Annotated in this window: 24 protein-coding genes, 1 pseudogene and 1 riboswitch; of the genes and pseudogenes, 9 read left to right on the top strand and 16 right to left on the bottom strand. The window is 69.0% G+C overall.

Features of this window, described 5'->3' with window-relative positions; all coding sequences use genetic code 11:
• Positions 1–19 precede the first annotated feature (19 nt).
• The 4 genes from ACWEKR_RS17300 to ACWEKR_RS17285 form a co-directional block, all read right to left on the bottom strand.
• Positions 20–895 carry an SDR family oxidoreductase gene (locus ACWEKR_RS17300; protein WP_159839509.1) on the bottom strand — a complete coding sequence of 292 codons (876 nt, stop codon included), beginning with the start codon at positions 893–895 and terminating at the stop codon, positions 20–22.
• A gap of 71 nt (positions 896–966) precedes the next feature.
• Positions 967–1848: a MaoC/PaaZ C-terminal domain-containing protein gene (locus ACWEKR_RS17295; protein ID WP_195084665.1), complete on the bottom strand. Its 882-nt coding sequence runs from the start codon at positions 1846–1848 to the stop codon at positions 967–969.
• A gap of 144 nt (positions 1849–1992) precedes the next feature.
• Complete coding sequence (locus ACWEKR_RS17290) at positions 1993–2430, bottom strand: type II toxin-antitoxin system Rv0910 family toxin (RefSeq protein WP_159839513.1); 438 nt, start codon at positions 2428–2430, stop codon at positions 1993–1995.
• Between the two features lie 42 nt (positions 2431–2472).
• Positions 2473–3690 carry a lipid-transfer protein gene (locus ACWEKR_RS17285; protein WP_452355276.1) on the bottom strand — a complete coding sequence of 406 codons (1218 nt, stop codon included), beginning with the start codon at positions 3688–3690 and terminating at the stop codon, positions 2473–2475.
• Positions 3691–4023: 333 nt separating this feature from the next.
• On the opposite strand from ACWEKR_RS17285, the gene ACWEKR_RS17280 reads away from it, so the two are divergent.
• A complete protein-coding gene (locus ACWEKR_RS17280; RefSeq protein ID WP_452355275.1) occupies positions 4024–4710 on the top strand; it encodes a TetR/AcrR family transcriptional regulator in 687 nt (228 codons plus the stop codon).
• 61 nt (positions 4711–4771) lie between these two features.
• Here ACWEKR_RS17280 and ACWEKR_RS17275 read toward each other — a convergent pair whose 3' ends face one another.
• From ACWEKR_RS17275 to ACWEKR_RS17265, 3 genes are all read right to left on the bottom strand, one after another.
• Entirely contained in the window at positions 4772–5929 is a 1158-nt protein-coding gene (locus ACWEKR_RS17275) for an MFS transporter (protein ID WP_452355332.1), read from the bottom strand.
• A 390-nt stretch (positions 5930–6319) separates the two neighbouring features.
• The gene (locus ACWEKR_RS17270) at positions 6320–7537 is read right to left on the bottom strand and encodes an NADP-dependent isocitrate dehydrogenase (RefSeq protein ID WP_040864988.1); all 1218 of its coding nucleotides are present in this window, start codon (positions 7535–7537) and stop codon (positions 6320–6322) included.
• Between the two features lie 351 nt (positions 7538–7888).
• On the bottom strand, positions 7889–9388 hold the full coding sequence (locus tag ACWEKR_RS17265) for an MFS transporter (protein ID WP_195084663.1): 1500 nt from the start codon (positions 9386–9388) through the stop codon (positions 7889–7891).
• Positions 9389–9513: 125 nt separating this feature from the next.
• Between ACWEKR_RS17265 and ACWEKR_RS17260 the strand changes: the two genes are divergently transcribed.
• Both ACWEKR_RS17260 and metX read left to right on the top strand, forming a co-directional pair.
• Complete coding sequence (locus tag ACWEKR_RS17260; protein WP_452355274.1) at positions 9514–10227, top strand: TetR/AcrR family transcriptional regulator; 714 nt, start codon at positions 9514–9516, stop codon at positions 10225–10227.
• 51 nt (positions 10228–10278) lie between these two features.
• Positions 10279–10389: riboswitch (SAM riboswitch) on the top strand.
• A gap of 184 nt (positions 10390–10573) precedes the next feature.
• Positions 10574–11731, top strand: coding sequence for a homoserine O-acetyltransferase MetX (gene metX, locus ACWEKR_RS17255; protein ID WP_452355273.1), 1158 nt, complete (start codon positions 10574–10576; stop codon positions 11729–11731).
• 73 nt (positions 11732–11804) lie between these two features.
• Here the strand turns inward: metX and ACWEKR_RS17250 are convergent, their stop codons facing one another.
• Positions 11805–12182, bottom strand: a complete 378-nt coding sequence (locus tag ACWEKR_RS17250) for a winged helix-turn-helix transcriptional regulator (protein ID WP_195084660.1) — start codon at positions 12180–12182, stop codon at positions 11805–11807.
• A gap of 69 nt (positions 12183–12251) precedes the next feature.
• Between ACWEKR_RS17250 and ACWEKR_RS17245 the strand changes: the two genes are divergently transcribed.
• Positions 12252–12899 carry a nitroreductase family protein gene (locus ACWEKR_RS17245; RefSeq protein ID WP_452355272.1) on the top strand — a complete coding sequence of 216 codons (648 nt, stop codon included), beginning with the start codon at positions 12252–12254 and terminating at the stop codon, positions 12897–12899.
• 38 nt (positions 12900–12937) lie between these two features.
• Here the strand turns inward: ACWEKR_RS17245 and ACWEKR_RS17240 are convergent, their stop codons facing one another.
• Complete coding sequence (locus ACWEKR_RS17240) at positions 12938–13240, bottom strand: DUF3017 domain-containing protein (RefSeq protein WP_452355331.1); 303 nt, start codon at positions 13238–13240, stop codon at positions 12938–12940.
• Positions 13241–13524: 284 nt separating this feature from the next.
• Between ACWEKR_RS17240 and ACWEKR_RS17235 the strand changes: the two genes are divergently transcribed.
• Entirely contained in the window at positions 13525–14427 is a 903-nt protein-coding gene (locus ACWEKR_RS17235) for an NAD(P)-dependent oxidoreductase (protein WP_452355271.1), read from the top strand.
• A gap of 6 nt (positions 14428–14433) precedes the next feature.
• On the opposite strand, the gene ACWEKR_RS17230 is transcribed toward ACWEKR_RS17235, so the two are convergent.
• The gene (locus ACWEKR_RS17230) at positions 14434–15006 is read right to left on the bottom strand and encodes a hypothetical protein (protein ID WP_452355270.1); all 573 of its coding nucleotides are present in this window, start codon (positions 15004–15006) and stop codon (positions 14434–14436) included.
• 109 nt (positions 15007–15115) lie between these two features.
• On the opposite strand from ACWEKR_RS17230, the gene ACWEKR_RS17225 reads away from it, so the two are divergent.
• Positions 15116–15547 (top strand): hypothetical protein, encoded by a 432-nt coding sequence (locus tag ACWEKR_RS17225; protein ID WP_452355269.1) that lies wholly within the window; start codon positions 15116–15118, stop codon positions 15545–15547.
• A gap of 49 nt (positions 15548–15596) precedes the next feature.
• Positions 15597–16061 (top strand): tRNA (cytidine(34)-2'-O)-methyltransferase, encoded by a 465-nt coding sequence (locus ACWEKR_RS17220; protein ID WP_195084655.1) that lies wholly within the window; start codon positions 15597–15599, stop codon positions 16059–16061.
• A gap of 6 nt (positions 16062–16067) precedes the next feature.
• Here ACWEKR_RS17220 and ACWEKR_RS17215 read toward each other — a convergent pair whose 3' ends face one another.
• The 4 genes from ACWEKR_RS17215 to ACWEKR_RS17200 form a co-directional block, all read right to left on the bottom strand.
• Positions 16068–16301: a DUF167 domain-containing protein gene (locus tag ACWEKR_RS17215; protein ID WP_452355268.1), complete on the bottom strand. Its 234-nt coding sequence runs from the start codon at positions 16299–16301 to the stop codon at positions 16068–16070.
• The gene (locus ACWEKR_RS17210) at positions 16258–17250 is read right to left on the bottom strand and encodes a DUF4349 domain-containing protein (protein ID WP_452355267.1); all 993 of its coding nucleotides are present in this window, start codon (positions 17248–17250) and stop codon (positions 16258–16260) included. Before ACWEKR_RS17210 ends, ACWEKR_RS17215 begins: the two co-directional genes overlap by 44 nt.
• Before the next feature lie 88 nt (positions 17251–17338).
• Positions 17339–20701 (bottom strand): error-prone DNA polymerase, encoded by a 3363-nt coding sequence (locus tag ACWEKR_RS17205; RefSeq protein WP_452355266.1) that lies wholly within the window; start codon positions 20699–20701, stop codon positions 17339–17341.
• Between the two features lie 54 nt (positions 20702–20755).
• On the bottom strand, positions 20756–21211 hold the full coding sequence (locus tag ACWEKR_RS17200) for a hypothetical protein (protein ID WP_452355265.1): 456 nt from the start codon (positions 21209–21211) through the stop codon (positions 20756–20758).
• A gap of 254 nt (positions 21212–21465) precedes the next feature.
• Here ACWEKR_RS17200 and ACWEKR_RS17195 point away from each other — a divergent pair.
• Positions 21466–22380 (top strand): annotated as a pseudogene (locus tag ACWEKR_RS17195) (SDR family NAD(P)-dependent oxidoreductase); the annotation flags it as partial.
• Between the two features lie 12 nt (positions 22381–22392).
• On the opposite strand, the gene ACWEKR_RS17190 reads toward ACWEKR_RS17195, so the two are convergent.
• Positions 22393–23148, bottom strand: coding sequence for an alpha/beta fold hydrolase (locus ACWEKR_RS17190; protein WP_452355264.1), 756 nt, complete (start codon positions 23146–23148; stop codon positions 22393–22395).
• A gap of 195 nt (positions 23149–23343) precedes the next feature.
• Here ACWEKR_RS17190 and ACWEKR_RS17185 point away from each other — a divergent pair, with 195 nt between their 5' ends.
• Positions 23344–24042 carry a class I SAM-dependent DNA methyltransferase gene (locus ACWEKR_RS17185; protein ID WP_452355263.1) on the top strand — a complete coding sequence of 233 codons (699 nt, stop codon included), beginning with the start codon at positions 23344–23346 and terminating at the stop codon, positions 24040–24042.
• A gap of 408 nt (positions 24043–24450) precedes the next feature.
• Here ACWEKR_RS17185 and ACWEKR_RS17180 read toward each other — a convergent pair whose 3' ends face one another.
• Positions 24451–26034: a DNA polymerase Y family protein gene (locus ACWEKR_RS17180; protein WP_452355262.1), complete on the bottom strand. Its 1584-nt coding sequence runs from the start codon at positions 26032–26034 to the stop codon at positions 24451–24453.
• Positions 26035–26298 lie beyond the last annotated feature (264 nt).

The following is a 26298-nucleotide window of genomic DNA, read 5'->3' as shown; positions in this document are numbered from 1 at the left end:
CTCCTCACATTCCCCGAGATCAGGGCAGCCGGGCGGCGATGTCGTCGATCAGCCAGGGACCCTCGGTCTCGATGGTCTTCACATCGTGCCAACCGGCCAGCTCGGAGATCGCGCCGCCCTGCACCGCGAACACCTTCCCGGTGATCGGGCACGTCTCCGCGGCCAGGTAGGCGACCAGCGGCGCGATATTCGCCGGCGCGAAGGCGTCGAACCCGCCCTCGGACGACTCCGCCTCGGCCGCCAGCATCTCCCCCATACCGGGCGTGGCCAGGGTGAGCCGGGTGCGCGCGATCGGCGCGATCGCGTTGACCCGCACGCCGTAGCGCGCCAGTTCGTCGGCGGCCACCAGGGTGAGCGCGGCGATCCCGGCCTTCGCCGCGCCGTAATTGGCCTGACCCGGATTGGGCAGCGTGGTGCCCGACGCCGAGGCGGTGTTGATCACCGCGGCCTTGGGCTGGTTGCCCGCCTTGGACTGCTGCTTCCAGTACGCGGCGGCGTGATGCAGCACCGCTGCGTGGCCCTTGAGATGCACCGCGATCACCGCGTCCCATTGTGCCTCGGACATGCCCGCGAGGAAGGCGTCGCGCAGGATGCCCGCGTTGTTGACCACGACGTCGAGCCCGCCGAACTCGGCGACCGCCTGGTCGACCAGCTTCTGCGCGCCGTCCCAGGTGGCGACGTCGTCGGTGTTGGCCACCGCCTTGCCGCCGGCGGCGACGATCTCGCGCACCACCTCCTGGGCGGGGCCGGTGTCGGTCCCCTCGCCCGCGTTGCTGCCGCCGAGGTCGTTGACGACCACCGCGGCCCCTTCCTTCGCGAACAGTAGTGCGTGCTCGCGGCCGATGCCGCGACCCGCGCCGGTGATGACGGCGACCCGTCCGGCCAGTACGCCCATGTGATGTCTCCTGAAGTCGCGCCGATTCCGGCGATGGGAAAAACGGCGGCGTCGGTGCCGCCGCGCGATGGTCAGTCGGCGATCTCGGCCAGTCCGTCGCTGAGCACGACATCGTCGCCGCGCACGGTCTCGAAGGCGTAGCGGGTGACGCCGTCGGCGGAGCCCGCCCGCCAGATGCGGGTCTCCAGATCGTCGCCGGGGAAGACGAGTTTGGCGAAGCGCACCGCGAAGCGCCGGAGCCGGTGCACATCCGACGCCGCGACCTCGGTGAGCACCGCCCAGGACGCGAACGCCATGGTGCACAACCCGTGCGCGATGATGCCGGGCAACCCGGCGTCCTTGGCGACCTGCTCGTCCAGGTGCAGCGGCACCGGATCACCGGACGCGGGTGCGTAGCGGAAGGTCTGGTCGTGGTCCACGTGCTGCGCCACCACGGCGACCGGATCCTGCTCGCGCAGCCGCTCGTCGAACTTGTGTGGCGGAGCGGCCGCGCCGACCGTGGCGCCCGCATCGATGTTGCGGAAGAAGGCGGTCAGGTACTGGTCGTTGACCGGTTCGCCCGCATCGGTGCGGCATTCGATGCGGATGGTGATGGCCGTCCCGTTCGGACGGCTGGCGTAGCCGATCGCCTTCGCCCGCGACACCAGCCGATCGCCGGGCCGGATCGCGCGATGGAAATGGAAGTCCTGCTCCCCGTGCACGACCCGGCCGAAGATGTCCATCGGCGCGACATCGATGACGGGCATCATCATGGCCTCGAAGACCGGCACGATGGCGAAGACCGGCCCGGCCACCGTACCGGCCAGATGCGCGGCGATCGGATCGTTCGTCGCGGCGGCGTATTCCGCGACGCGCTCGGCGGTGACCTCGAAACGGTCCTCGTCGGACCAGGTCTCCAAGCCGCTGTCGTCGAACTCGACGACCCGGGCGGTCCCCGGGGCCGGACCGCTCATGCTGTGTGCCTTCCGGCATGAGCGGGGCCCTGCGTGGTCACGCTCCGCTGCCTCCTCCGGGCCTGACCGCTCATGCTCTGTCCTTTCCGGCATGAGCGGGGCCCTGCGTGGTCACGCTGCGCTGCCTCCTCCGGGCCTGACCGCTCATGCCGCTACAGCCAGGGCGTCGAGTTGTTCGAGGGATCGGTCCAGCTGTTTGATGCCGTCCTTCTCCACGGCTTTGCCGAGCGCGCCCTTGATCAGCGCGCCCTCGAAGTCGCCGGACACCAGGACGGTGCTTCCCTCGCCGTTGGGCCGGATGTCGAAGGTGAATTCGGTCTTGACCCCGGCCATGCCGGTGCCGCCGAGGGTCAGCTTGTGCGGCGCGTCCACCGCGACGATGGTCCATTCCAGCTTGTTCGCCATGCCGAGCATCACGATCTTGGCGACCAGCTTGGCGCCCTCGCTCAGTACGGCGGGCGGCTCCTCCATGAAGCGTTCGTGGATGGTGAACCACTTGTCCCAGGTCTGCGGGTCGGAGACGACCGCCCACAAAGCCTCCGGGGCGGCGTTGACGTCTTTGGTGGCTTCGATGTGTCCCATGTGTCGACTCCTCGTCGAATTCGTCCAGGGCCGGTTCGCCGTTCAGCGATCGGCGCGCTGGTAGGCGGTGACGACGGCCGCGCCGCCGAGGCCGATGTTGTGTTGCAGGGCGGCGGTGGCGCCCTGCACCTGTCGCTTGTCCGCGGTGCCGCGCAGCTGCCAGGTCAGCTCCGAGCACTGCGCGAGACCCGTCGCGCCGAGCGGATGCCCCTTGGAGATCAGGCCGCCGGACGGGTTGACCACCCAGGTGCCGCCGTAGGTGGTCCGGCCGTCGTCCACCAGTTGCCCGGCCTCGCCCTCGCCGCAGAGTCCGAGCGCTTCGTAGAGCAGCAGTTCGTTGGCCGAGAAGCAGTCGTGCAGCTCTATGACCTGGAAGTCCTCCGGGCCCAACCCCGACTGCTGGTAGACCTTCCGCGCGGCCTGGACGTTCATGTCGTAGCCGATCAGGTTCTTGGCGGTCTGGTCGAAGGTCGAGGCGAAGTCGGTGGTCATCGCCTGGCCGACGATCTCCACCGCCTGTCCGGCGAGGTCGTGGACGTCGACGAAAGCCTCGCTCGCCAGGATCACCGCACCGGATCCGTCCGAGGTCGGCGAGCACTGCAGCTTGGTGAGCGGGTCGTAGATCATCCGCGAGGCGAGTATGTCGTCGAGGGTGTACTCGTCCTGGAATTGCGAGTACGGGTTGTTCACCGAGTGCTTGTGGTTCTTGTAGCCGATCTTGGCGAAGTGCTCGGCGGTGGTGCCGTACTGCTTCATGTGCTCGCGGCCCGCCGCGCCGAACATCCACGGCGCCACCGGGAAGAGCACCTCGGAGATCTCGGCCAGCGCCATGACGTGCTTGGCCATCGGCTGCTCGCGGTCGTCCCAGGTCGACCCGAGCGACCCGGGCTGCATCTTCTCGAAACCCAGCGCCAGCGTGCAGTCCGCCAGACCGCCACGGATCGCCTGCGCCGCGAGGTACAGCGCCGTTGAGCCGGTGGAGCAGTTGTTGTTCACATTGACCACCGGAATGCCGGTCATGCCGAGTTCGTAGACGGCACGCTGGCCCGAGGTGGATTCGCCGTAGACGTAGCCCACGTAGGCCTGTTCCACCAGGTCGTAGGCGATGCCCGCGTCCGCGAGCGCCTTGGTGCCCGATTCCCTGGCCATGTCCGGGTAGTCCCAGGCGCGGGTGGTGCCGTCGGCCTCCTCGACCACGCGGCGGCCCGGCTTTTCGAACTTCGTCATTCCGACACCGACGACGTAGACCTTGTTCGCCATCGAACTCCTCACATCTGTGCGTCCGCCGCGGGGCGGCGGGCGCGAGTAAAAACAAACATACAAGGTTGTATGTAAACTGGGCAAGAGATTCCCCACGCTCTTTACAGACGCCCGATCGACCAGCCGATTGCCGCTCGGCTGCTACATACAGTGAGACATGCATGTTCTTAGAACCTCAGACCGGACTCACCGCCGGTAGACACCCGCTCGCCACCCGGGATGAGCGACGCCCCGGCGAGTCATCGAAGTCGCCGTCCAGAACGATTCCCGGCCCATCCCGATCCCCATCCGAGCCGGAACATACAGCAGTGTATGTAAGTGTAGGATCGAGCGATGGCCAGGAGCGTAGTCGCGAAGCAGCAGCGCCGGACACAGGAGCAGCGCAGCACCGAGATGCGCACCCGCTTGCTGGACGCGACAGTGGACTGCCTGGTCGAGTACGGATACTCCGGCACCACGACGCCACGGGTGGCCGAACGCGCGGGAGTGACCCGCGGGGCCCAAGTGCATCACTTCGGCTCGAAAACCGATCTGGTGGTGGCCGCCATCAGCCATCTCGCGCAGCTGCGCGCCGAAACCGCCATGCGGGAGATGTCACGGGTCGAAGCCGGTGACGATCCGGTGGCGGCGGCGCTGGAGTTCCTGTGGGACCTGCATCAGGGTCCGCTGTTCATCGCGACCGTGGAACTGTGGGTGGCGGGACGGACCGACCCGGTGCTCGCCGCGGCGATGGAGAAGGTCGAGCCGTTCGTGAACAACGCCGTCTTGCTGGCTGTCGCCCGGTTCGTGCCGGACGACGTGCGCCGCAAGGAGGCGCGCGATTTCATCTACACGGCCATGGACGCGCTGCGCGGCATCCTGATCTCCAATTTCATCGACCCCGACGACGAGCGCGCCCGTCGCCGGTGGCGGCGCGCCTCGGCGCATCTGCACGAGATCGCCGGTCGTGCCCTCGCCGCCCGCTCCGAACAGTCCTCACCCGACCCGGTGCGTCCGGATTCCGACGGCCACCACGGGTGAGCGCGCCGGGCCTCGCACCGGGAAGACGCCGTCGCCTCCAGTGCCCGCGCTCGGCAAGGCGCTACCGCGCCGCGCGTTTCTTCCGCACGGCCGGGCGCGCGGCCCAGACGGTCGCCGTGAACAACAAGACGCCGATAGCGGCCAGGGCGGCGCCGACCACGGCCGGCGCCGTGTAACCGAAGCCCGCCGCGATGACCAAGCCACCCAGCCAGGCGCCCGCGGCATTGGCGATGTTCAGGGCGGCGTGGTTGAGGGCGGCGGCGAGGGTCTGGGCATCGGCTGCCACGTCCATCAAGCGGGTCTGCAGCCCAGGCGCCAGCGCGGCTCCGGACGCGCCGACCAGCAACGCGCCGAAGGCGGCGGTGTACGGGTTGTGCGCCGCGGCGACGAAGCCGCCGAGGATGACGGTCATCGCGACCATCGACACCGAGATGGCGCGGTCCACACCGCGATCGGCGAGCACGCCGCCGACGATGTTGCCGATCACCATGCCCACGCCGAACAACATCAGCACCAGCGGGATCGCCCCGGCGCGCAGCCCGGCGACGTCGGTGAGCGTGGTGGCGATGTAGGTATAGACGGCGAACATGCCGCCGAATCCGACGGCGCCCACCAGCAGCGTCAACAGCACCTGCGGACGGCGCAGCGCGCCGAGTTCGGTCATCGGATCGGTGATCGTGACGCCGGTGAGTTCCGGGACGAAGCGCAGCAGCGCGGCTACGGTGCTCACCCCGATCAGCGCGACCACCACGAACGCGTCGCGCCAGCCGAGGTGCTGGCCGAGCCAAGTTGCTGCGGGAACGCCGACGACATTGGCGGCGCTCAATCCCAGCATAACTCCAGCAACCGCCTTGGCCCGCTGCCCTACCGGGGCGAGGGTGGCGGCGGCCAGCGAGGCGACACCGAAATAAGCACCGTGCGGCAATCCCGATACGAACCGCGCCAGAACGAGCATCCCGAACGAGGGCGCCAGCACGGTCGCCGCGTTTCCGACGGTGAACGCCACCATGAGCGCCACGAGCAGCCGCTTGCGCGGCACCCGCGCGCACAGCGCCGCGATCAGGGGCGCACCGATCACCACACCGAGCGCATAGGCCGACACCGCGTGTCCCGCCGTCGGCTCGGAGACGTGCACGGCCGACGCGATGTCCGGTAGCAAACCCATGGTGACGAACTCGGTCGTGCCGATCCCGAATCCGCCGAGGGCCAGCGCCGACATGGCCGGTACGTGCCAATCGGTGCGTCCGGGCGGAGCGGCGGCACTGGTACTCACGGGGCTGGTCACGTGTTCATGTAACCGGCCCCGGCCCGCATTCGCTTCCCGGGCGAACGTGAGTTCGCCCACGCGCCGCCGGTGAACTACGCAGGTGACATGACAATTCGCGCTCGGCGACTCGAGCTGACGAGCGGCGACATCGCCCCCAGCGGCATGCCTCACCGACGCCCGGCGAACTCGTCGCCGAAACAGTCCGGGCACCCGTTCCACCGAGGTGGGGCGGGTGCCCGAGATTCAGCCCGGCGCTGGGTTGGGCACCCAGCGCCGGAGTCGGTCGAGCGACGCGGCTCGGCCCGGCAACCCGGCCCCGCGACGACGCGGCGCCGGAGCGGCTCAGCGCAGTGCGCGAGCCAAATTGGCATCGAGCGCGCCGAGGAACTCCTCGGTGCTCAGGTAGCCCTGGTCACCACCGACGAGCAGCGCGAGGTCCTTGGTCATCTGGCCGCCCTCGACGGTCTTGATGACGACGTCCTCCAGGGTCTGCGCGAAGCCGATCACCTCGGGGGTGTTGTCCAGCTTGCCGCGATGCTCGAGCCCGCGGGTCCAGGCGAAGATGGACGCGATCGGGTTGGTCGAGGTCGGCTTGCCCTGCTGATGCTGGCGGTAGTGGCGGGTGACGGTGCCGTGCGCGGCCTCGGCCTCACAGGTCTGCCCGTCCGGAGTGAGCAGCACCGAGGTCATCAGGCCGAGCGAACCGAAGCCCTGGGCCACCGTGTCGGACTGCACGTCGCCGTCGTAGTTCTTGCAGGCCCAGACATAGCCGCCCTCCCACTTCATGGAGGAGGCGACCATGTCGTCGATCAGGCGGTGCTCGTAGGTCAGGCCCGCGGCGTCGAACTGGCTCTTGAACTCGGCGTCGAAGATGTCCTGGAAGGTGTCCTTGAACATGCCGTCGTAGGCCTTGAGGATGGTGTTCTTCGTCGACATGTACACCGGGTAGTTCTGCTGCAGGCCGTAGTTGAACGACGCCCGCGCGAAATCCTCGATGGACTTGCGGAAGTTGTACATGCCCATGACGACGCCGCCGTCCTCGGGCATCTTCACGACCTCGTGCACGATCGGCTCGCTGCCGTCGTCCGGGGTGAAGGTCAAGGTGACGGTGCCGCCCTGGAACACCTTGAAGTCGGTGGCGCGGTACTGATCGCCGAAGGCGTGGCGGCCGATGATGATCGGCTTGGTCCAGCCGGGAACCAGCCGGGGCACGTTCGAGATGATGATCGGGGCGCGGAAGATCGTGCCGCCCAGGATGTTGCGGATGGTGCCGTTGGGCGAGCGCCACATCTTCTTGAGGCCGAATTCCTTGACCCGCGCCTCGTCCGGGGTGATGGTGGCGCACTTCACACCGACGCCGTGCCGCTTGATGGCTTCGGCGGCGTCGACGGTGACCTGGTCGTCTGTCTTGTCCCGGTACTCGATGCCGAGGTCGTAGTACTCCAGGTTCACATCGAGATACGGGTGGATCAGCTTGTCCTTGATGAACTGCCAGATAATCCGGGTCATCTCGTCGCCGTCGAGTTCTACGACGGTGCCTTCAACCTTGATCTTGGACATGGATCTTCGTGTCCTCCTAGGATGGTGCCCTCATTGCACGGCCAGGCGAACACGCTTGTGAGCGGACCCCAGCTGTTCCAACAGACAACGTATATGTCCCGCGTTGTCGGCGAGACGTGTGGTGCAAACAAGACAAGCGTACTGCTGCCCGAGTCCTCACCGCACGGGCAGCCCCCGGAGTGAGCTGCGCCACCTTTGTTACCGATTGGTAGGTCGGCGACGACTCCCGGACGCATCCCCGCAACCGCCGTCGCCGCCATGATCCGCCTTCCTTCCAAGCCCGGCAACCGCCTGGCACACGACGAGGCCCGCGCAACATCGTGACGTTGCGCGGACCTCTCGGGCGGTGGATCAGACCGCGACCGGGATCCGGGCCCCCTCCTCGGAACCCTCGATGAGGTTCTCCGGCCGGTCCCGGATCATCAGGGCGATGATCGGGATGGCCGCGAGGAAGAACCCGGCGCCCACATAGAAGGCGACGTCGTAGCTGTGGATCGCGGCCCGCGCGGCCAGGTTGTCGATGCCGGGGTTCTCCTGCGCGAAGGACTTGGCGACCTGCACCGAGATCGTGGTCAGCAGCGCCGTCCCGACCGCACCGCCGACCTGCTGCGCCGCGTTCAGCAACGCGGAGGCGACGCCGGAGTCCTCTTCCTCCACCTGGTGCAGCGCGACCGTCTGCATCCCGACGAACAGCGGACCCATGCCGAGCGCGATGAGCACCTGAGCCGGCAGCACCCCGGCGAGGAAGCTGTCGCCGTAGCCGAGCTGGGCCAGCAGCAGCAGGCCGATGACGCCGAGCACGGCGCCGGCCAGCATCAGCGGCCGCGGGCCGAGCTTCGGGAGCAAGGCACTGGTGACACCGGCAGAGATCGCGATGCCCGCAGGGAAGGGCAGGAACGCGAAGCCCGCCTTCAGCGCGGAGTAGCCCAGCGTGATCTGGAAGTAGTAGCTCAGGAACAGGAACATCGCGAACATCGCGATCGGGATGAGCAGCGCGGCGAGGAAGGCGCCGCCCCGGTTGATCTCACCCGGAATGTGCAGCGGCAGCAGCGGGTTCGACGAGCGCCGTTCGATCGCGACGAAGGCGGCGAGCAGGACCAGCCCGGCGACGAGCAGCGCCAGGGTGCTGCCTGCCAGCCAGCCGTCGTCAGCGGCGCGGCTGAAGCCGTACACGATGGCGATCAGGCCGAGCGTCACCGTGACGGCACCGGGCACGTCGTATCCCCCACTACGCGGCGCGGGCACGTCCTTGGCGACCCAGGCCAGCGCGCCGAACAGCGCGATGAGCGCGATCGGGGTGTTGACCAGCAGGCACCAGCGCCACGACGCGTATTCGGTGAGTGCGCCGCCCGCGATCAGGCCGAGCGCCGCGCCACCCGCGGAGATGCCCGCGAACACGCCGAACGCGGTGGCCCGCTCACCCGGTTCGGTGAAGGTCACCGACAGCAGCGACAGCGCCGCCGGGGCGAGCAGCGCGGCGAACGCGCCTTGCAGCGCGCGCCCGGCGAACAGTTCCGCGCCGTTCTGCGCGAGGCCGGCCAGCGCCGAAGCGCCCGCGAAACCGATCAGGCCGATGATGAAGATCCGGCGCCTGCCGAGGTAGTCGGCCAGCCTGCCGCCCAGCAGCAGCAAGCCGCCGAAGATCAGCGTGTAGGCGGTGAGCATCCATTGCCGGTTGCCGTCGCTGATGTCGAGATCACGCTGCGCGAACGGCAGCGAGATGGTCACGATGGTGGCGTCCAGCACCACCATGAGCTGGGCCAATGCGATCACTGCCAGCGCGAGCCAGCGCGCCGAACCGGCCGCTTTTTGCGGCGCGGGCACCGCCGTTGCCGTTTCCGTCACGGTCATCTCCTCGTCCTCGTCGTCCGAGCTATCCTGTCATCGAGCGACATTTGTCGTCAAGAGAAAAATGTCGCATTACGACATTTGACCGTTAAGGACAGAAAAGCAGCAGGTTGCGTTAGCATGGGCACATGCTCGAGTCATCGGCGCCGATGGGCGCGAGCGCAGCGGCCGCCCGCGCCGCGGGCGCCCCACCGACCACAGGGCTGCGCGAACGCAAGAAGCAGCAGACGAGGTTGCGCATCATCGCGGCCGCCTTGGATCTGTGCGATACGCAGGGCTTCGACGCGACCACGATCGAGCAGATCGCCCACGTGGCGGACGTCTCACCGCGCACGATCAATCGCTACTTCGACAACAAGGAGGACATCGTCCTCGGCCCGGTAAAGGACTTCGGCCGTACCATCGCCGAGACGCTGCGCGAGCTGCCCCGCACGGGCAACGAACTCGAGGCGTTGCGCACGGCGTTCCTGCACGTGGTCGATCGAGCCGCCGCGGCGGGCGACGCCGATCCGCTGTCGTTCCGCCAGTTCCAGCAGATACAGCGCATCCTGCGCAGCAGCCCGTCGGTCAGCGCGCGCAGCATGGAACACGCCGACGACAAGAACACCGCGATCGCGGCGGTGGTCGCCGAGCGTCTCGGCACCACACCCGACGCGCGTCCCGTGCGGCTCATCGTCGGCACCTGGCAACTCATCGGCCACATCGGCATGGAATGCTCGGACGACACATTCCTGGACGAGGACCTTTCAGCCGCGGCCAGGGCGGGCCGCGCCGCGTTCACCGAGACCTACGATGAGTTCGTCCGCGCCTGCTGCGGGGCGCCGGGCGCCGCGGACCGGTGAGTTCGACGGAGGATTTCGGGCGCTGACCGCCGCCGGTTATGATGCCGGGCAGGTCATGAGTACCAGCGCCAAGCCCCGGCTCGCTGGTCGGCAACCCTCCAGCCGCGGTGGGGTGCTCCGGGTGATGACCTGGCTCCCGAGAGCCGGGAGCAAGCGCGTAACAGGAGGTCGCCGGCATGTGTTGTTGTTCGTCACCCACACACCGCTAACCCCTGCTGTACCGGCGAACACCTGCTTGGGAGCAAACCATGAGTGAATTCACCGCGCCCGGGGCCGAGCCCGCGCAGTGGTCTTTCCGCAGCGTGGACATTGCGGATGCGCACGCAGGTTCAGCGACGGCGGCGACGTGACCGTGGGTACCGAAGCGAACGCACGAACCTCCGGCGTCGCCCTGCCCCCTCCGGATGGGCGGCTCGGCACCATCGCCATCGGGGACGTGCGTCTGGAGAACGGCGCGGTCATCCCGGACGTCCACTTGGCGGTGCAGCGCTGGGGTGAACTCTCGCCCGGCCTGGACAACGTGGTACTGGTCGAACACGCGCTGACCGGCGATTCCCATGTCGTCGGCAAGCCCGACGACGTGCACCCGATGCCCGGCTGGTGGGACGGCATGGTCGGGCCGGGCGCGCCGCTGGACACCGACGAATGGTGTGTGATCGCGACCAACGTGCTCGGCGGCTGCAAGGGCAGCACCGGGCCCTCCAGCCTCGCCCCGGACGGAAAGCCCTGGGGCGCGAGGTTTCCCGAGATCTCCATCCGCGATCAGGTGACCGCCGAGGCGGCTCTGTTCGACCTGCTCGGCATCGAGCGGCTCGCCGCCGTCGTCGGCGGGTCGATGGGCGGCATGCGGGTGCTCGAGTGGATGGTGGGGGCGCCGGAGCGGGTCGCCGCGGCACTGGTGCTCGCGGTCGGCGCCCGCGCCACCGCCGACCAGATCGGCACCCAGACCACCCAGATCGCGGCGATCAAGGCCGATCCGGACTGGCAGGGCGGCGACTATCACGGCACCGGCCGCGCCCCGACGACGGGCATGGCCCTGGCCCGCCGGATCGCGCACCTGACCTACCGCACCGAATTCGAGCTGGATCACCGGTTCGAGAACAAGCCTCAGGACGACGAGGACCCGTGGCACGGCGGCCGCTACGCCGTGCAGAGCTACCTCGACCATCAGGCCGAAAAGCTGTGCAAGCGTTTCGATCCCGCCACCTACGTCCTGCTGACCGAGGCGATGAACCGTCACGACGTCGGTCGCGGCCGGGGCGGCATCGAGGCGGCGCTCGCGGCGACGCCGGTGCCGTGCGTGGTCGGCGGCGTCGACTCCGACCGGCTGTACCCGCTGCGGACCCAGCAGGAACTCGCCGATCTGCTGCCCGGCTGCGACGGGCTGGACGTCGTGCACTCGCGCGACGGGCACGACGGATTCCTCACCGAGGCGGCGGCGGTGTCGAAGCTGCTGACCGAGACCATGCGCCTGGCGCGCGCCGTGGTGCGGCCCGAACGCTGAGCGGTTCGGCCCGGCCGTCGATCGCCGCACAGTGCCCGGCGGCGTTCCGGGCGCTGTCCGCGTCGCCTTGCGCTCAGAGCGCCGCGCGCCGCCGCGCGGATTCGATCAGGTTGATGTTGGTTTCGATCCATTCCCGCAGCGCGGCGATCGGCGTGCGCAGACTGTGGCCGAGTTCGGTGAGCGTGTAGTCCACCCGCGGCGGGATGGTGGGATGCACTGTGCGAGTGACGAATCCGTCGTTCTCGAGTTGCCGCAACGTCTGCGTCAACATCTTCTGGGAGATCCCATCGATGCGGTGGCGCAGATCGGTGTAGCGCAGGGTGCCGTCGGCGAGCGCGTCGATGATGAGCACCGTCCACTTGCCCGCGATGTGGTCGAGAATCTCCCGCGTCGGGCACTTCGCGGAGTACACGTCGGCGGGCAGGCCGGAGCTTTCGACATAGGTGGACACCTATTGGAGTGTAGCGCACCGATTAGTGCCTTCTTCCTAAGAGAGTGTGACTCTCCGATAGTTAGAAATATGGAAACGCAAACACTTTCGGTGGCCGACGCGATCCGCGGGCGTCGCACGGTGCGCCACTACCGCTCCGATCCGGTGGCACCCGAGCTGATCGAGGAGTTGCTCGAGCTGGCGATGCAAGCGCCGAGCGCATGGAACATGCAAGACCGGTCGATCGTGGTGGTGACGAGTGAATCCGGCCGCGCCGCGCTGTCGGAGGCGGCGTTCGGTCAGCCGCAACCCACAGAGGCGCCGGTGGTGCTGGTCTTCGTCGCCGATGCCGCCGCCTGGCGAGCGGCCAACGCCGACATCGCCGAACTGGCCGGCCGCAACGGCGCGTGGAACGCCGAGTTCACCGCTATGTTCGACGCGCGCGCCGAGTACCTGACCTTGGAGCGGCACGGGCTGCTACGGGAGAACGCCGTCAAGAACGCGATGATCGCCGCCACCTACGCGATGCTCGCCGCCACCGGTCTCGGATTGGCCTCGGCACCGATGAACGGCTGGGACCCCACGCTCGTGAAACAAGCCATCGGCATCGGCGACCGCGACGATCTCGCCATCGCGGTGCTGGTCACCATCGGCTACAGCGACACCGTCCCGCCCCACCCCGGGCGCCGCCCGCGCGCGCGAACTGTTTTCGCCGAGCGATATCCCGCTGCCCGCTGATCGCCAGGGCGGCCCGGCCCGGCCGGGTCGCCCGCGCCTCAGCCGACGCCGAGCGTGTTGATCGTGGCCGCGAGAAACAGGATGCTCGATCCGAGCAGGGTCAGCGCGCCGACGTCGAAGGGCTTGCTGCGCACCGCGAGCAGCCCCACCCGCGCGGTCGGCAGGCACAGCCGGAACGCCGCCGCCAGCAACGTCGCCCCCCCGAAGAAGAACGCCCCGCGCCGCCACCGATCGGACGCGACGAAAACCACCGCCACCACGATGACCAGCGTCACAACCACCATCGGCAGATGGGAACGCAAGAACTCCGCCCCCGGACTGCGTCGCCTGGCGACAGGCATGTCGGCATCGGTCACGCCCCGATTCTTGCAGACCTGCCCGCGTCCGGTCCGCCGGAGGTTCCGCGAGCTTGGCTGTCGCGCCCATGGCGACCGCCTCGATGGCGACGGCCGATGGTGACTCCGGTCACTTGGGCCGGGTTCCACTCCCGGCCACCTGGGCGCTTACCTGAACGTGCGGAACTGGTGTCGAAAGTGCGTACTTGTCGTCGTCGCGGGCTGAGCAAACACTCGGTCGTGGTCAGGAAGCCGTGAGCCCTACGGGCACAGCGCGCGAGGGGAGTCGCATGAACGATCGGACAACCGCGGTGACCGTGCTCGGCACGGGTTCGATGGGTTACGCCCTCGCAGAGGCTCTTCTCGCGGCGGGATATTCGACCACCGTGTGGAATCGCAGCCCGCAGCGAGCGTCTGCGCTGGTGGCCGTGGGCGCGCGTCAACAGCTCGCCGTCGCCGATGCCATCACCGCCAGCCCGCTGATAATCACCTGCCTGACCACGTTTCAAGCGACCCGCGACACTTTGACCGCTGCCGACACCGAGCTGAACGGGCGAACGCTGATCACTCTCAACAGCGGCACCCCGGCCGACGCGCGAGACTTCGCGCGGTGGGCCGCCGGCCGAGGAGCGCGTTTCCTCGGTGGCGCGATCAAGAACGTACCTGCGGCCGTCGGGAAGCCGGACACACTGCTGTACTTCGGCGGCGAACCGGACATCTTCGACGAGCACAAGGAAACACTGCGAGTGCTCGGTGGTGAACTCGTCCATCTGGGTGCCGAACCGGACCTGGCCGCTCTCTACGAATCTGCGGTCGGCGCAACACTTCTGCCCACACTGCTCGGATTCTTCGAAGGCGCAGCGATACTGTCCGCGCGCGGTCTGACAGCACGCACAATGGTGCCGTATTCGATCAAATGGCTACAGATGATCGAGTCACTGCTGCCGGTCATGGCCGAGGAGATCGACAGCGAGGACTACACCCGGCTCGGCTCGTCGATCGCGCTGTTCCACAACGCGATCGGCGACGACGAGCGACTCGCCGCGGAGTCGGGCGTCGATATGTCCTGGCATGCCCCGATACACGACCTGCTGCACCGAGCGGTAGCCGAGGGCCTGGGCGAGCAGAGCATCACAGCGCTGGTCCAGCTCCTCGCACCCGACCGTCGGCGGGTCGATACCCGGGAAATCTGAGAGGATTCATCCCTTGGCCGTGACGGTCCATATCGCCAACTCGGCTTCGCGGGACTGCGTTCCGTCCCACGGATGATCCCGAAAGCGCTCGTCGGTCAGGTATTCCACGTACTTCGCTCCGGTATACGCCCAATTGGTGACCGCCAGCTCGGACGTCCGCTGCCCGAGCTGGCTTTTCTTCCACACGTGTGCGATGTCGGTGGCGATCGGGCGTAGATCATCCGGTGCTGCCGCCGTGGGTATGGTGAGGGTGACGAGGAACGCCAGTTCATCCAGGGTGGCCGGGCTTCCCACCACATGCACGGACGTGAGACATGCTCCCACCGGAAGGTTTATCGCTGTCAGGGCGGTCTTCAACTCCCCGGTGACCAGAGGATCGACAGACAGGGCGGGGCAGCCTGCTGGTATGGCTGCCGTCGAAGTCGTTGTCCCGGTCGGCTCCGCCGCCGGATCCGCCGAACTCCCGGAACCGCAACCTGCCAGCAGCGCAACGCCGGCGACGACGACGGCCAGCAGACTCGATCCGGCACGAACCACCGCCCCCACCATGTTGCCTCCGCTCAGGTTCGACGCGGCCACGGACAGCGCGCCCTCCCGCTCAGCTGGTCTATCGCTTCCTACCGGATCGAAAGCGTCGTCGTCCAGTGGTATGGCCACCCCTGGAGACAGGGCACGCTCGGGTGACAACATGTCGATCATGATCGCGCGACGACTTCCCCTTCTCGCCGTTACCGCCCTTCTGGCGGTGGGGCTCGGCTCCGGCGCCACCGCTACCGCGACACCTCCGCTGTCGCCTCCGGTGCTCGAGGAGGTCTTCTCGGTGCCCGGAACCGTGTCGGCGAAGTTCCACAATCCCAACGCCGAGGGCATGTGCTGGGTGTACAACGACGACACCGGGGAGATCTTCGGCGGCAACAACCCCACCTCGTTCGCCATCGCGGACGGCAAGATGGTCCAGACGTCGCTCGGCAACGGGTCCCTGCCCGCCGGACAGATGCGCGTGCGTGGCGCATGCGCCTGGGAACGGCCCACCGGCGATCCCCGCGCGGGCGACACCGCGACGACGGACATCGTCACCGTCGACGTGATCGGCAAGCCGAGCACGGGCAGCTTCGGCTGAGGCCTCGCCGGTAGCCCCGGCGGTCGTGGCGCCTGGTTGACTGACACCCGTGTTCCATCTGATGTTCCACGAGCCGCGCATTCCGCCGAATACCGGCAACGCGATCCGGTTGGTCGCGGGGACCGGGTGTCATCTGCACCTGATCGAGCCGTTGGGGTTCGATCTGTCGGAGCCGAAGCTGCGCCGAGCCGGGTTGGATTACCACGATCTGGCGTCGGTGACGGTGCACGCGACTCTGGCGGCCGCGTGGGAGACGTTGCGGCCGGAGCGGGTTTTCGCGTTCACCACGCAAGCCACCACCCGGTTCACGGACGTGGCCTACCGGGAGAACGACGTCCTGCTGTTCGGCACCGAACCCACCGGCCTGCCCGCGGAGGTGCTGGCGGACCCGCACGTCACCGACCGGCTGCGCATCCCGATGCTGCCCGGCCGCCGCTCCATGAACCTGTCCAACGCGGCCGCGGTCACCGTCTACGAAGCATGGCGCCAACTGGGCTTTCCCGGCGGCGTATAGGCGTGGTCATGGCAGGTCGATCTCGAAGCGCTTGAAGCGAGACGTCGCGCCCGCGGCCAGCCGGACGGCGGACTTGGGGACTCCGTAGTGCTCGGCGAGCAGTTCGACGGCCGCCTTGTTGGCTTTTCCCTCGACGGCGGGAGCCCGCACGTACAGCTGCAGACTGCCGTCGTCGAGGGTTTCCACCAGCGGGCCCTTACGGCTGTTCGGCTTGATCGTCGCCCTTACCACCGTCGGCATTCTCGCCTCCTGCGCTGGTCTGCGCGCCGTCCGCGGCGCTGCTCGCGGGCTCGACGGGAGCCTGCGCCGATTCTTCCCTACGCGGCGCGGGCTTCCGACGCCGCACCAGGCGCGCGATACCCCACAGCACCGCGGCCACCACAGCGAGGAAGCCGAGCCAGGGAATCGCTCTGCCGCTGAACACGACGGCGTCCTGCAGCCAGTTCACCAGGGAATTCCAGCCGGCGACGATGCCGTCCCAGAAATTGTCCGGGTCGTCGCCGGGCCCGTCGCGGTCGGTGGTGATCTCGATGGTCAGCGTGGACAAGGCGACCTGGTCGTCGAGGCGTCGCTTCTGCGCGGTGAGGCTGTCCAGTTCACCCTGGCGGCTCGACAGCGCCTGTTCGGCGGCGAGCAGGTCGGAGGTGCTGGTGGCGCCCGCGATGAGCGCGCGCAGCCGGTCCACCGACGCTTGTAGTGCCTTGATCCGCGCGTCCAGGTCCTCCCACTGCATGGTGACATCGTCGCGGTTGGTGGTGACCCGGGTGACTTGCCCGACCCCGCCGAGACCGGTGATGAACGCGTCGGTCTTGTCCGCGGGCAGGCGGACGACGAGCGTGGCGCTGGGCTCGGTGTCGTCGGTGCCGGGCTGCTCGGTGCGGCTGTCGACCCGGCCGCCCGCGGCGCGCACCTGGTCGATGATCGTGCCCGCCGCGGCGACCGGCGCGTCGGCGGTGATTTCCACGCTGCCGGTGACCACTTCCTTGCGCGTGGACACCGGTTCGCCGCCGGAGTTGTTGTCCCGCTTCGGAGGCGCCAGCTCGTGCGCTCCCGGCGGTGCGATCGCGGGGGCGGGACCGGTGACCACCGTCGACGACCGGTCCCGAGCGGGTTTCGCGTCGTCGTCACCGCAACCGGCGAGCAGAGCCAACCCCAGCGCGCCGACACACAGCACAGCAAGCTTCCTCATGCCTGGCACAGTAGCCGTTTACGCTGCGCGGACAGCCCCGCATAACGGTTTCCTAGAGCGCTTCTAACACTTCTTTAAAGCAATGGGCTCAACGGAAGTCGCGCGATGTGGACGCCATCCGCAGATCCATGCGCTGGAGATGTTCGGCGACCACGCTGACCACGCCTTCGGCATTCTGCACCCGGCCGCGGATGAGCAGAGCGGCGGCGCCCTGGGCCAGACGCCGGTAACGCCGCCACAGCCCCAGCGAGCAGACGATGTTCACCATGCCGGTCTCGTCTTCCAGATTCAGGAAGGTGACGCCCTCCGCGGTGGCGGGACGCTGCCGGTGCGTCACCGCGCCGCCCACCAGCACACGAGAGCCGTCGGGCACGGTGAGCAGGCCGGCGGCCGGCACGACGCCGAGCGCGTCCAAGTGCGGGCGCAAGAATTCCGTCGGATAACTACCCGGCGAGACGCCGGTGGCCCATACGTCGGCGGCCGCCAGCTCGAGGTCACTCATCCCGGGCAGAGCGGGCGCGGTGGTGGCCGCGCCGGTACCGGGCAACCGGTCCGAGCGCTCGCCCGCGGCGGCGCCGGCCGCCCAGAGCGCCTCGCGGCGGGTGATCCCGAGACTGCCGAGCGCGCCCGCCGTGGCGAGCGATTCGGCTTGCGCCACAGTCAGTTCCACCCGGCCGGTCAGGTCGAGGAAGGACGTGTAGGGCCGCTCGCCCCTGGCGGCGACGATGCGTTCGGCGAGGTCGTCGCCGATCTGGCGGATCGCGGCGAGACCCAGGCGCACCTCGGTGCCCTGAGCCTCCAGGGTCGCCTCGGCCCGGCTGGCGTTGACGTCGGGACCGTGCACCGCGACCGCGTGCCTGCGCGCGTCGGCGACCAGCGACTGCGGCGAGTAGAACCCCATCGGCTGGGCGCGCAGCAGACCCGCGCAGAAGGCGGCGGGATGATGCAGTTTGAACCAGGCCGAGTAGTACACGATCGCGGCGAAGCTCTGCGAATGACTCTCCGGGAAGCCGAAATTCGCGAAAGCGTAGAGCTTCTCGTAGATCCGGTCGGCGACTTCGCCGGTGATCCCGTGCCGCTCGCGCATGCCCTGGTAGAGCCGCGCCTTCAGGCGCTCCATGCGTTCCGTGGACCGCTTGGAGCCCATGGCGCGGCGCAGCTGATCGGCCTCGACGGCGGTGAATCCGGCGACGTCGACGGCCATCTGCATGAGCTGCTCCTGGAACAGCGGCACGCCGAGCGTGCGTTCCAGCGAATTCTTCAGCGCCGGATGGTCGTAGACGACGTCCTCCACGCCGTTGCGCCTGCGGATGTAGGGATGCACCGATCCGCCCTGGATCGGACCGGGACGGATCAGCGCCACCTCGACCACCAGGTCGTAGAAACTGCGCGGGCGCAGCCGGGGCAAGGTCGCCATCTGCGCGCGCGACTCGACCTGGAAGACGCCGACCGAGTCCGCGCGCGCGAGCATCTCGTAGACCTCGGGCTCGGCCAGGTCCAGCGAGTGCAGCTCGACGGTCTCGCCTTTGTGCTCGCGCACCAGGTCGATCATGTAGTGCAGGGCCGAGAGCATGCCGAGGCCGAGCAGGTCGAACTTCACCAGATCGATGGCGGCGCAATCGTCCTTGTCCCACTGCAGGACGCTGCGGCCGGGCATGCGCGCCCATTCCACCGGGCAGACGTCGGCGATCGGCCGGTCGCAGATCACCATGCCGCCGGAGTGGATGCCCAAGTGCCTGGGCAGGCCCTCGATGTCGGCGGCCAGTTCCAGCACCTCGGCGGGGATGTCGGTGTTCGTCTCGGCGCCGACGCCCGTCCAGCGGCTCACCTGTTTGCTCCACGCGTCCTGCTGCCCGGGTGAAAACCCCAGTGCCCGTGCGGCATCCCGGACCGCGGACTTGCCGCGGTAGGTGATCACGTTGGCCACCTGCGCGGCGTATTCGCGGCCGTACTTCCGGTAGACGTGCTGGATGGCCTCTTCGCGGCGATCGGATTCGATGTCGACGTCGATGTCGGGCGGACCGTCGCGCTCCGGGGAGAGGAAACGCTCGAACAGCAATTGATTACGGACCGGGTCGACATTGGTGATGCCGATGGCATAGCAGACCGCGGAGTTGGCCGCCGAGCCGCGCCCCTGGCACAGGATGTCGTTGTCCTTGCAGAAGCTGACGATGTCGTGCACCACCAGGAAGTAGCCAGGGAACTCCAGCTTCTCGATCACCGCGAGTTCGTGCTCGATCTGCCGGTAGGCCTCCGGGTTCTGCTCGGGGGTCCCATAGCGCGCCGCGGCGCCCGCCATCGTGAGCTCGCGCAGCCAGGACTGCTCGTCGTGCCCGGCGGGCACGTCGAAGGGCGGCAGGTGCGGAGCGATCAGCTGCAGGTCGAAGGCGCATTCGCGGGCCAGGGCCGCCGCGTTCGCCACCGCCTGCGGGCAGTCGGCGAACAACCGCGCCATTTCCGCACCGGACCGTAGATGCGCGCCGCCCACCGGCGCCAGCCAGCCCGCTATCTCGTCCAGGCTCTGTCTGGCCCGGATCGCCGCGAGCGCCATGGCGCGGCGACGCCGGCTCGGTGCGGCGAAATGCGCTCCGGTGGTGGCGAGCACGGGCAGGCCGACGCGATCGGCCAAGGCGATCAGGTGCGCGTTGCGCTCGTCGTCCTCCGGGATGCCGTGCTGGGTCAGCTCCACGCTCACCCGGTCGGCGCCGAAGCGCTCGGTCAGCTCACGCAGCGCGGCTTCCGCCCGTTCCAGGCGGGTGCTGCCGGCGCGCAGGTCGAGCTCGAGCGCCTGGCGCAGCTGCCCCTTCCGGCAGCCGGTGAGGATCTGCCAGTGCCCCTCGGCCGCCGCGGTGAGCGTGTCGAGGTCGTAACGCAGGATCCCTTTCTCCCCGGCGGCCATGTGCGCGGCGGCGATCTCGCGGGAGAGTCTGCGGTAGCCCTCCTGGCCGCGAGCCAGCACCAGCAGGTGCGGCCCGGCCGGGTCCGGCGCGCCGGTGCGCGGCGCCGAGTCGGGGGCGGCGGCGGGCCCGCTCGCGGAGCCGGGAACGTGCGGCTCGGCAGCCGTGCCGAGGGACAGCTCGGCGCCGAAGACGGTGGGCATTCCCCATTCCCTGGCCGCCTCGGCGAAGCGGACGGTGCCGTAGAAGCCGTCGTGGTCGGTGAGCGCGATCGCCGTCAGGCCGAGCCGTACCGCCTCCTCCACCAGTTCCTCCGGTGGGCTGGCGCCGTCCAGGAAGCTGTAGGCCGAATGCGCGTGCAGCTCCGCGTACGGGACCGGTGGCTCTTCGGCGCGTCGCACGGGCTCGGCGTGGTACTCGCCGCGCTTGCGCGACCACGCCGGGCTGTCGCCGCCGTCGCCCGGATACATCGCGTCGGGGTTCGTCCGTCCGGGCCGCCCGGACAGCACCCGCTCCATCTCCGCCCAGCTGGGCGGACCGTTGCCCCAGCCCACGACTCACCTCCTCGCCTCGAACATACATTCGATGCGCGACGTTGTACAGGCAGGTCAGGCCACCGACAGGCGTTCGACGGACCCGGCGGCCAGCGCGGCTTCGACACCCTTCAGCCGAGCGCGGATGAGCGCGCCGTAGGCGTCGGAGGCGAGGACGTCGAGATGCCCGCGAGCGATCGCCAGTTGCATCCTGGCCACTTCGAACTCGCCGACCCGGCGATGACTGTCGGCCAGGTTGAGATAGAGCGAGGGCAAGAAGCCGCGCAGCCCTTCGTCGAGCGGCACTCCGGGGCCGAATACCGCGGCCAGTGCGCGCTGATCCCAGCGCAACGCCTCGGCGGGCTCCGCTTGGAGATCGGCGAGATGATGGGCGACCACGCAGCGCTGCAACGCTCCGCCGCGTTCGCCGAGTTCGTCCCAGAGCTTTTCCAACGCCCGTCGCCCCGCCGCGGGGTCGACGCCACCGAGCCGCACCGCGGCAAACACCTCCGCCATCCGATCGTCCGACATGCGGTGAAGTATCGCACATATGTTCGAACGTTTCGAGAGTTGTTCGATGCGTTTCGCGCACCCGAAAACCCCGCGCCCGTGCGGTTCTCGAACACCCCGGCGCGGACGCGCCGACGGGGTGGTGTGCCGATCCGAGTGCGACCGGGACACTTGGCAGCGAACTTACTTCAGAGTAAGTTCATGGGCACCAGACCTGCAAAGGAGCAGTGATGACCGACGCATCCGCTGAGCACACCCGGCGCCGCACCCGCGACCTCACCGGACGGCACGTCCTCATCACCGGAGCGTCCTCCGGAATCGGCCGGGCGGCGGCGGTGGCGGTGGCGGGCAAAGGCGCCACCGTCTTTCTCCTCGCGCGCCGGGGCGAGGAGCTCGCCGCCGTCGTCGACGAGATTCGGGCCGCGGGCGGCTCGGCTTACGGATACTCCTGCGACGTCACCGATACCGACTCGGTCGACCACGTGGTCGAGACCATCCTGCGCGAACACGATCACGTGGACATGCTGGTCAACAACGCGGGCCGCTCGATCCGCCGCGCCATCCACCGCTCCACCGACCGGCTGCACGACTTCGAACGCACCATGGCCGTCAATTACTTCGGCGCACTGCGGCTGACGCTGGCCCTGCTGCCGCAGATGCGGGAACGTAAGTTCGGGCACATCGTCAACATCAGCAGCGCGGGCGTGCAGATGGCCACGCCGCGGTTCTCGGCTTATCTGGCCAGCAAGGCGGCGCTGGACAAGTTCACCGAGGTGGCTGCCGTCGAGACGATGGCCGACGGCGTCACGTTCACCACCATCCACATGCCGCTGGTGCGCACCCCGATGATCACCCCGAGCGGTGACCAGGGCCCCGCCGAGTCCCCCGAGTGGGCGGCCGCGACCATCGTGCGCGCGCTGACCGAACGGCCCAAACGCATCGACGTACCGCTGGGCACCATCGCCGAATACGGCGCGCTGCTCACCCCGAAGATCCGCGACCGCGTCCTGCACCGCTACTACCGCGCCCTGCCCGACTCCCCCGCGGCCAAGGGCGAACCGAACGTGCCCGGTGAACCGGCCGACCCCATCGCCGCGCTCCCCACACCCCGCACCCGGTCGACCGCGCGCCGCGTCACAGGTACAGCCTTACGCCGCGCCGCCCGCTGGGTACCCGGCACCCATTGGTGATCCGAAAGAAGGTCAGCCCGCCAGGAACGGCCGGACGGCGGCGGCGAACTCCCAGTAGCGGTCGCGATGGATGCTGTGGCCGCAGGTGAAGGTGGTGACCGTGCAGTCCGCGAGGCCGGCTTGCAGGACGGTGAGCTTCTCCGGATCCACCATGCCGCCTGGCCCGCCGCACAGCACCAGGGTAGGTGCGGTGATGTCGGAGAGCCGGTCCCACCACTCCGGGTTCGGCTTGCGGAACTGCTCGAGCGCCGTCTTCGTCATGGAGCGGTCGAACGCGAGCACCGCGCGCGGGTGCCGGACCAGGCTCGAGGTGGCGTGCCACAGTTCGGGCACGGTGGGAAACCGGCGGGTCAGACGCACTTCCTCGGCGCCGGACTGCAGCGGAAGCGGACACTCCTCCATGACCAGCCTGCGCACCAGTTCCGGCCGCTCCTGCGCGACCCGCGACACCGCGTAACCGCCGAGCGAATGCCCGACCAGGTCTACCGTGGGCAGTTCCAGATGGTCGCACAGGCGCAGCAGATCGTCGCCGAAGTCGTCGAAGAGGTAGGAACCGGCGTGTGAGCTACGGCCGTGTCCACGGAGATCGGGGATGATCACACGGCGCCCGGACCGCATCAGAACGCGCGCGAACCGATCCCACGTATGCCCGTCGCCGCCCATCCCGTGCACCAGCAGCACGGGGATGTCGCTGACCGCGCCCACCCCCGAGTCCCGATAGGCGATCCGCACGTCTCCGAAAGTCACCTGGCCCAGCGTCAGATCCACGACCAACGAGAATACCGGCAGTCATGCGCCGACTCCGCACGGTGTAGCGCTGATCACCTGCGGCAAAGACGCAGTTCGAATGGCACTTTGCCGAGATCGGCGGCGAGAGGTCACGAACTGCGCTGACCCCCTCGGTATTTCGAGTTGCCCGAAAAACGCCTGGCGCGGGCGCCGACTCGGAACAATACTCGCCCCATGCCCTCATTCGCCGATTTCGACCGCCGCGACTACCGCACCGTCGACGTCGCCACCGGGTACGACGGCTGGGCGCCCACCTATGAGCAAACGGTCCTGGACGAGATGGATCTCGCCCTGCTCGGGCGGTTGCACCTGGACCTCGGCCGAGTACGGCGCGCGGCCGACCTCGGCTGCGGCACCGGCCGAACCGGAAGCTGGTTGCGCGAGCAGGGGATAACGCACATCGATGGGGTCGACGTGAGCCGGGGAATGCTGGCCTTGGCCGCCGAACGCGGCGCCCACACCACGCTGACCCGCGCGGACGTGCGGGCCACCGGCCTGCCGGGCGGCGCCTACGACTTGGTGATCGCGTCCCTGATCGACGAGCACCTACCCGAGCAGGCGCCGTTCTACGCGGAGGCGTGGCGGCTGGCCGCGCCGGGCGCGCGGTGCGTACTGGTCAGCTATCACCCGCAATTCATCATGGTGTCCGGAATGCCGACGCACTACACCGACCCGTCCGGCGAACCGGTGGCGATCAGCACCCACTTGCACTTGATCAGCGAGCACCTGACGGCAGGCCTGGCCGCGGGCTGGGTGCTCACCGAGGTAGCCGAGGCGTTGGTGGACGACGCCTGGCTGGCTCGCAAGCCGAAATGGGCCGCCTTGCGCGGCCATCCGTTCACGCTGGCGACGGTGTGGTCGCGCCCGGAGTAAGCCCGTCGCAGCACGCGATCCGGGGGTTACGCCTCGGCGGTCCGGCGGATGATCGCGAGATATTCGTGCGCGTCACGCGGCGTTGTCCTCGACCAGCTGGTGGGTGAAGTCGGCGCGGTCGCTGATCTCGATCGCAGTCACGGCGTAGCGCTTCCAGCGCCATCGCCACCGCGGTGGTGCCATAACCCGAGCCCAGTTCGAGCACCCGGCCCGCCGATGCGCCGTGGTCGCGGAGCAGACGCACGCGGTGCCGGTCGCGATCGGCAACCCTCGCCTCGGTCTTGCCCCACCACGAGTCATTTCTGGAGTAGAACTCCCGCACCCAATCCATGGGTTTCAGTCGAACAGAGCCGGAGTCGATCGATCATGTGCCTTTGCTGTTGATCACGTGCAGTGGCGCGCAGGGCGTCAGTCGTAAAGCCCCTCGGCCCGCCAAGTCTCGTCGTGATAGATCAGCAACAGCACTTTGCCCGCGGCAGGGTCGTCATCGAGCTGGACCTGTGCGCGTGCGGTGAACGCGTCGTCCGAATCGGGCGCCCACCAGCGTTCGTCCACCGGCCACGGGCCCGCCCAGCCGGTCAGCCGCCACTGTTTGCTTCCCCACCGCAGCAGTGCGGGGTCGGCGTCGAACAGGGCGCGGTCGGTGACTTTGACGAGCGCGCCGTCGGCGGCTTCCAGCCGTACCAGCGGACGGTTCAGCAGGATCACGGCGGGGGCGGGCTCGGGCAGCCGCCCCGGCCAGGGTTGCGCCGGGTCGGTCGCGGGGACGAGTTCATCGCCCAGCGTGACCATGGTGATGCGCTCGGCGGGTCCGCGTCCGCCGCTCAGGACGCCGACCCGCACCGATGCCCCGCCGAGCAGCCCCTGCACCCGGATCAGCGCGCGACGGGCACGCTCGTCCTCTTCCCCGTCTCCACCCCACAACCCGAGTTGCAGCGCGCCCGCCGTGATCACCTCGACGGGTTCCAGCCGCAGCACGGTGATCGGCGCGGTGGGTCGCGCGCCGGCACGCCGGGTGAGCCAGCCGTCCAGCTGCCAGCGCACCCGATCGGCCGTGCCCTCCGGGGTGAGCGGCTCGGCGCAGCGCCAGATCCGCGAAAGATCTTCTCCAGCACCGGTTTCCGCGTGCACCGAAAGCCTGGTGCAGGCCAGCCCGGCAGCCGCGAGCGCGCTGTGCAGCCGGGTGGCGAGCAAGCGTCCGGCGAAGGCCGCCGCATCGACCCGCTCGATCGGCGGATCGCAGCGGTACTCCACCACCAGATCCGGCGGCGGCTGCCGCGCGGAGGGCGGACGCTCCGGCTCGGCCCTGGCGCAGCGATGCGCGAGCACGGCGTCGGTCCCGAACCGAGAGGCGACCTCCGCCGCCGAGAGCGCGGCGAAATCCCCGATCCGGCGTAAACCCAAGCGGTGCAGCAGATCGACCAGATCGGCGCGTTCCGGTGCGGCCAAGCTCGGCTCGACCGCGAGTTCCCCGACCCGCAACGGCGCGAGGAAGCGCGCTCCCGCCCCCGCGGGCACGATCGCGGCGCGCCGGGCGGCGATCACCGCCGTGGACAACTCGTCGGCGATCCCGATCTGCGCCTCCACCCCGGCCGCGGCCACCGCGTCGACCAGCCGCTCGGCCGCCGCCTCCTCGGACCCGAAGAACCGCGCCGCACCGCGCGCGGCGAGCACCAGCAACCCGGGACGCAGCACCTCCACTCCGGGCACCGTCGCGGCCACCGCCGCCACCACCGGTTCGAACAGTCGCGCGTCGCGATCCTGATCCTGTTGCGCGAGGTACAGCTCGGGACACCGCGCCTGCGCTTCTCGGCGTTTCAGGCCGCGCCGCACCCCTTCGGCTCGCGCGATCGCCGAACAGGCCACTACCCGGTTGGCGAACAACACCGCCACCGGCCGCGTCGCGGGCAGTCCCGCCACCGCCGCCGCGGCGACCGCGGGCCAGTCGGGGCACCACAGTGCGAGCACCCGTTTCGACCCCGGCCGGGTCACGGCGCCGCACGACCTTCCACCATCCCCGGTTTCCGGCGACCAGTGCGTCCGCGCAAACGCACTGCTCCGGCGGAACGGGCCGGGGCATCGCCGGGCATGGGCTCGAGATAGCGGGCAAGACCGTCACACCGGCCCCGCGCGCGCTCGCTGCCGCCCGTCCGCACCCCTGGATCGCGGTTGCGGCCGTCGTGACCAGCCGCGCCGAATCGCTCGGTCGGTGCGCCGGGCCGGCTCGGCAGCGATCGCTCCCGGCGGAGGGTGGCC

It is taken from the genome of Nocardia sp. NPDC004573 (assembly GCF_053602135.1).
This window is presented reverse-complemented; position numbering and strand designations above follow the sequence as displayed.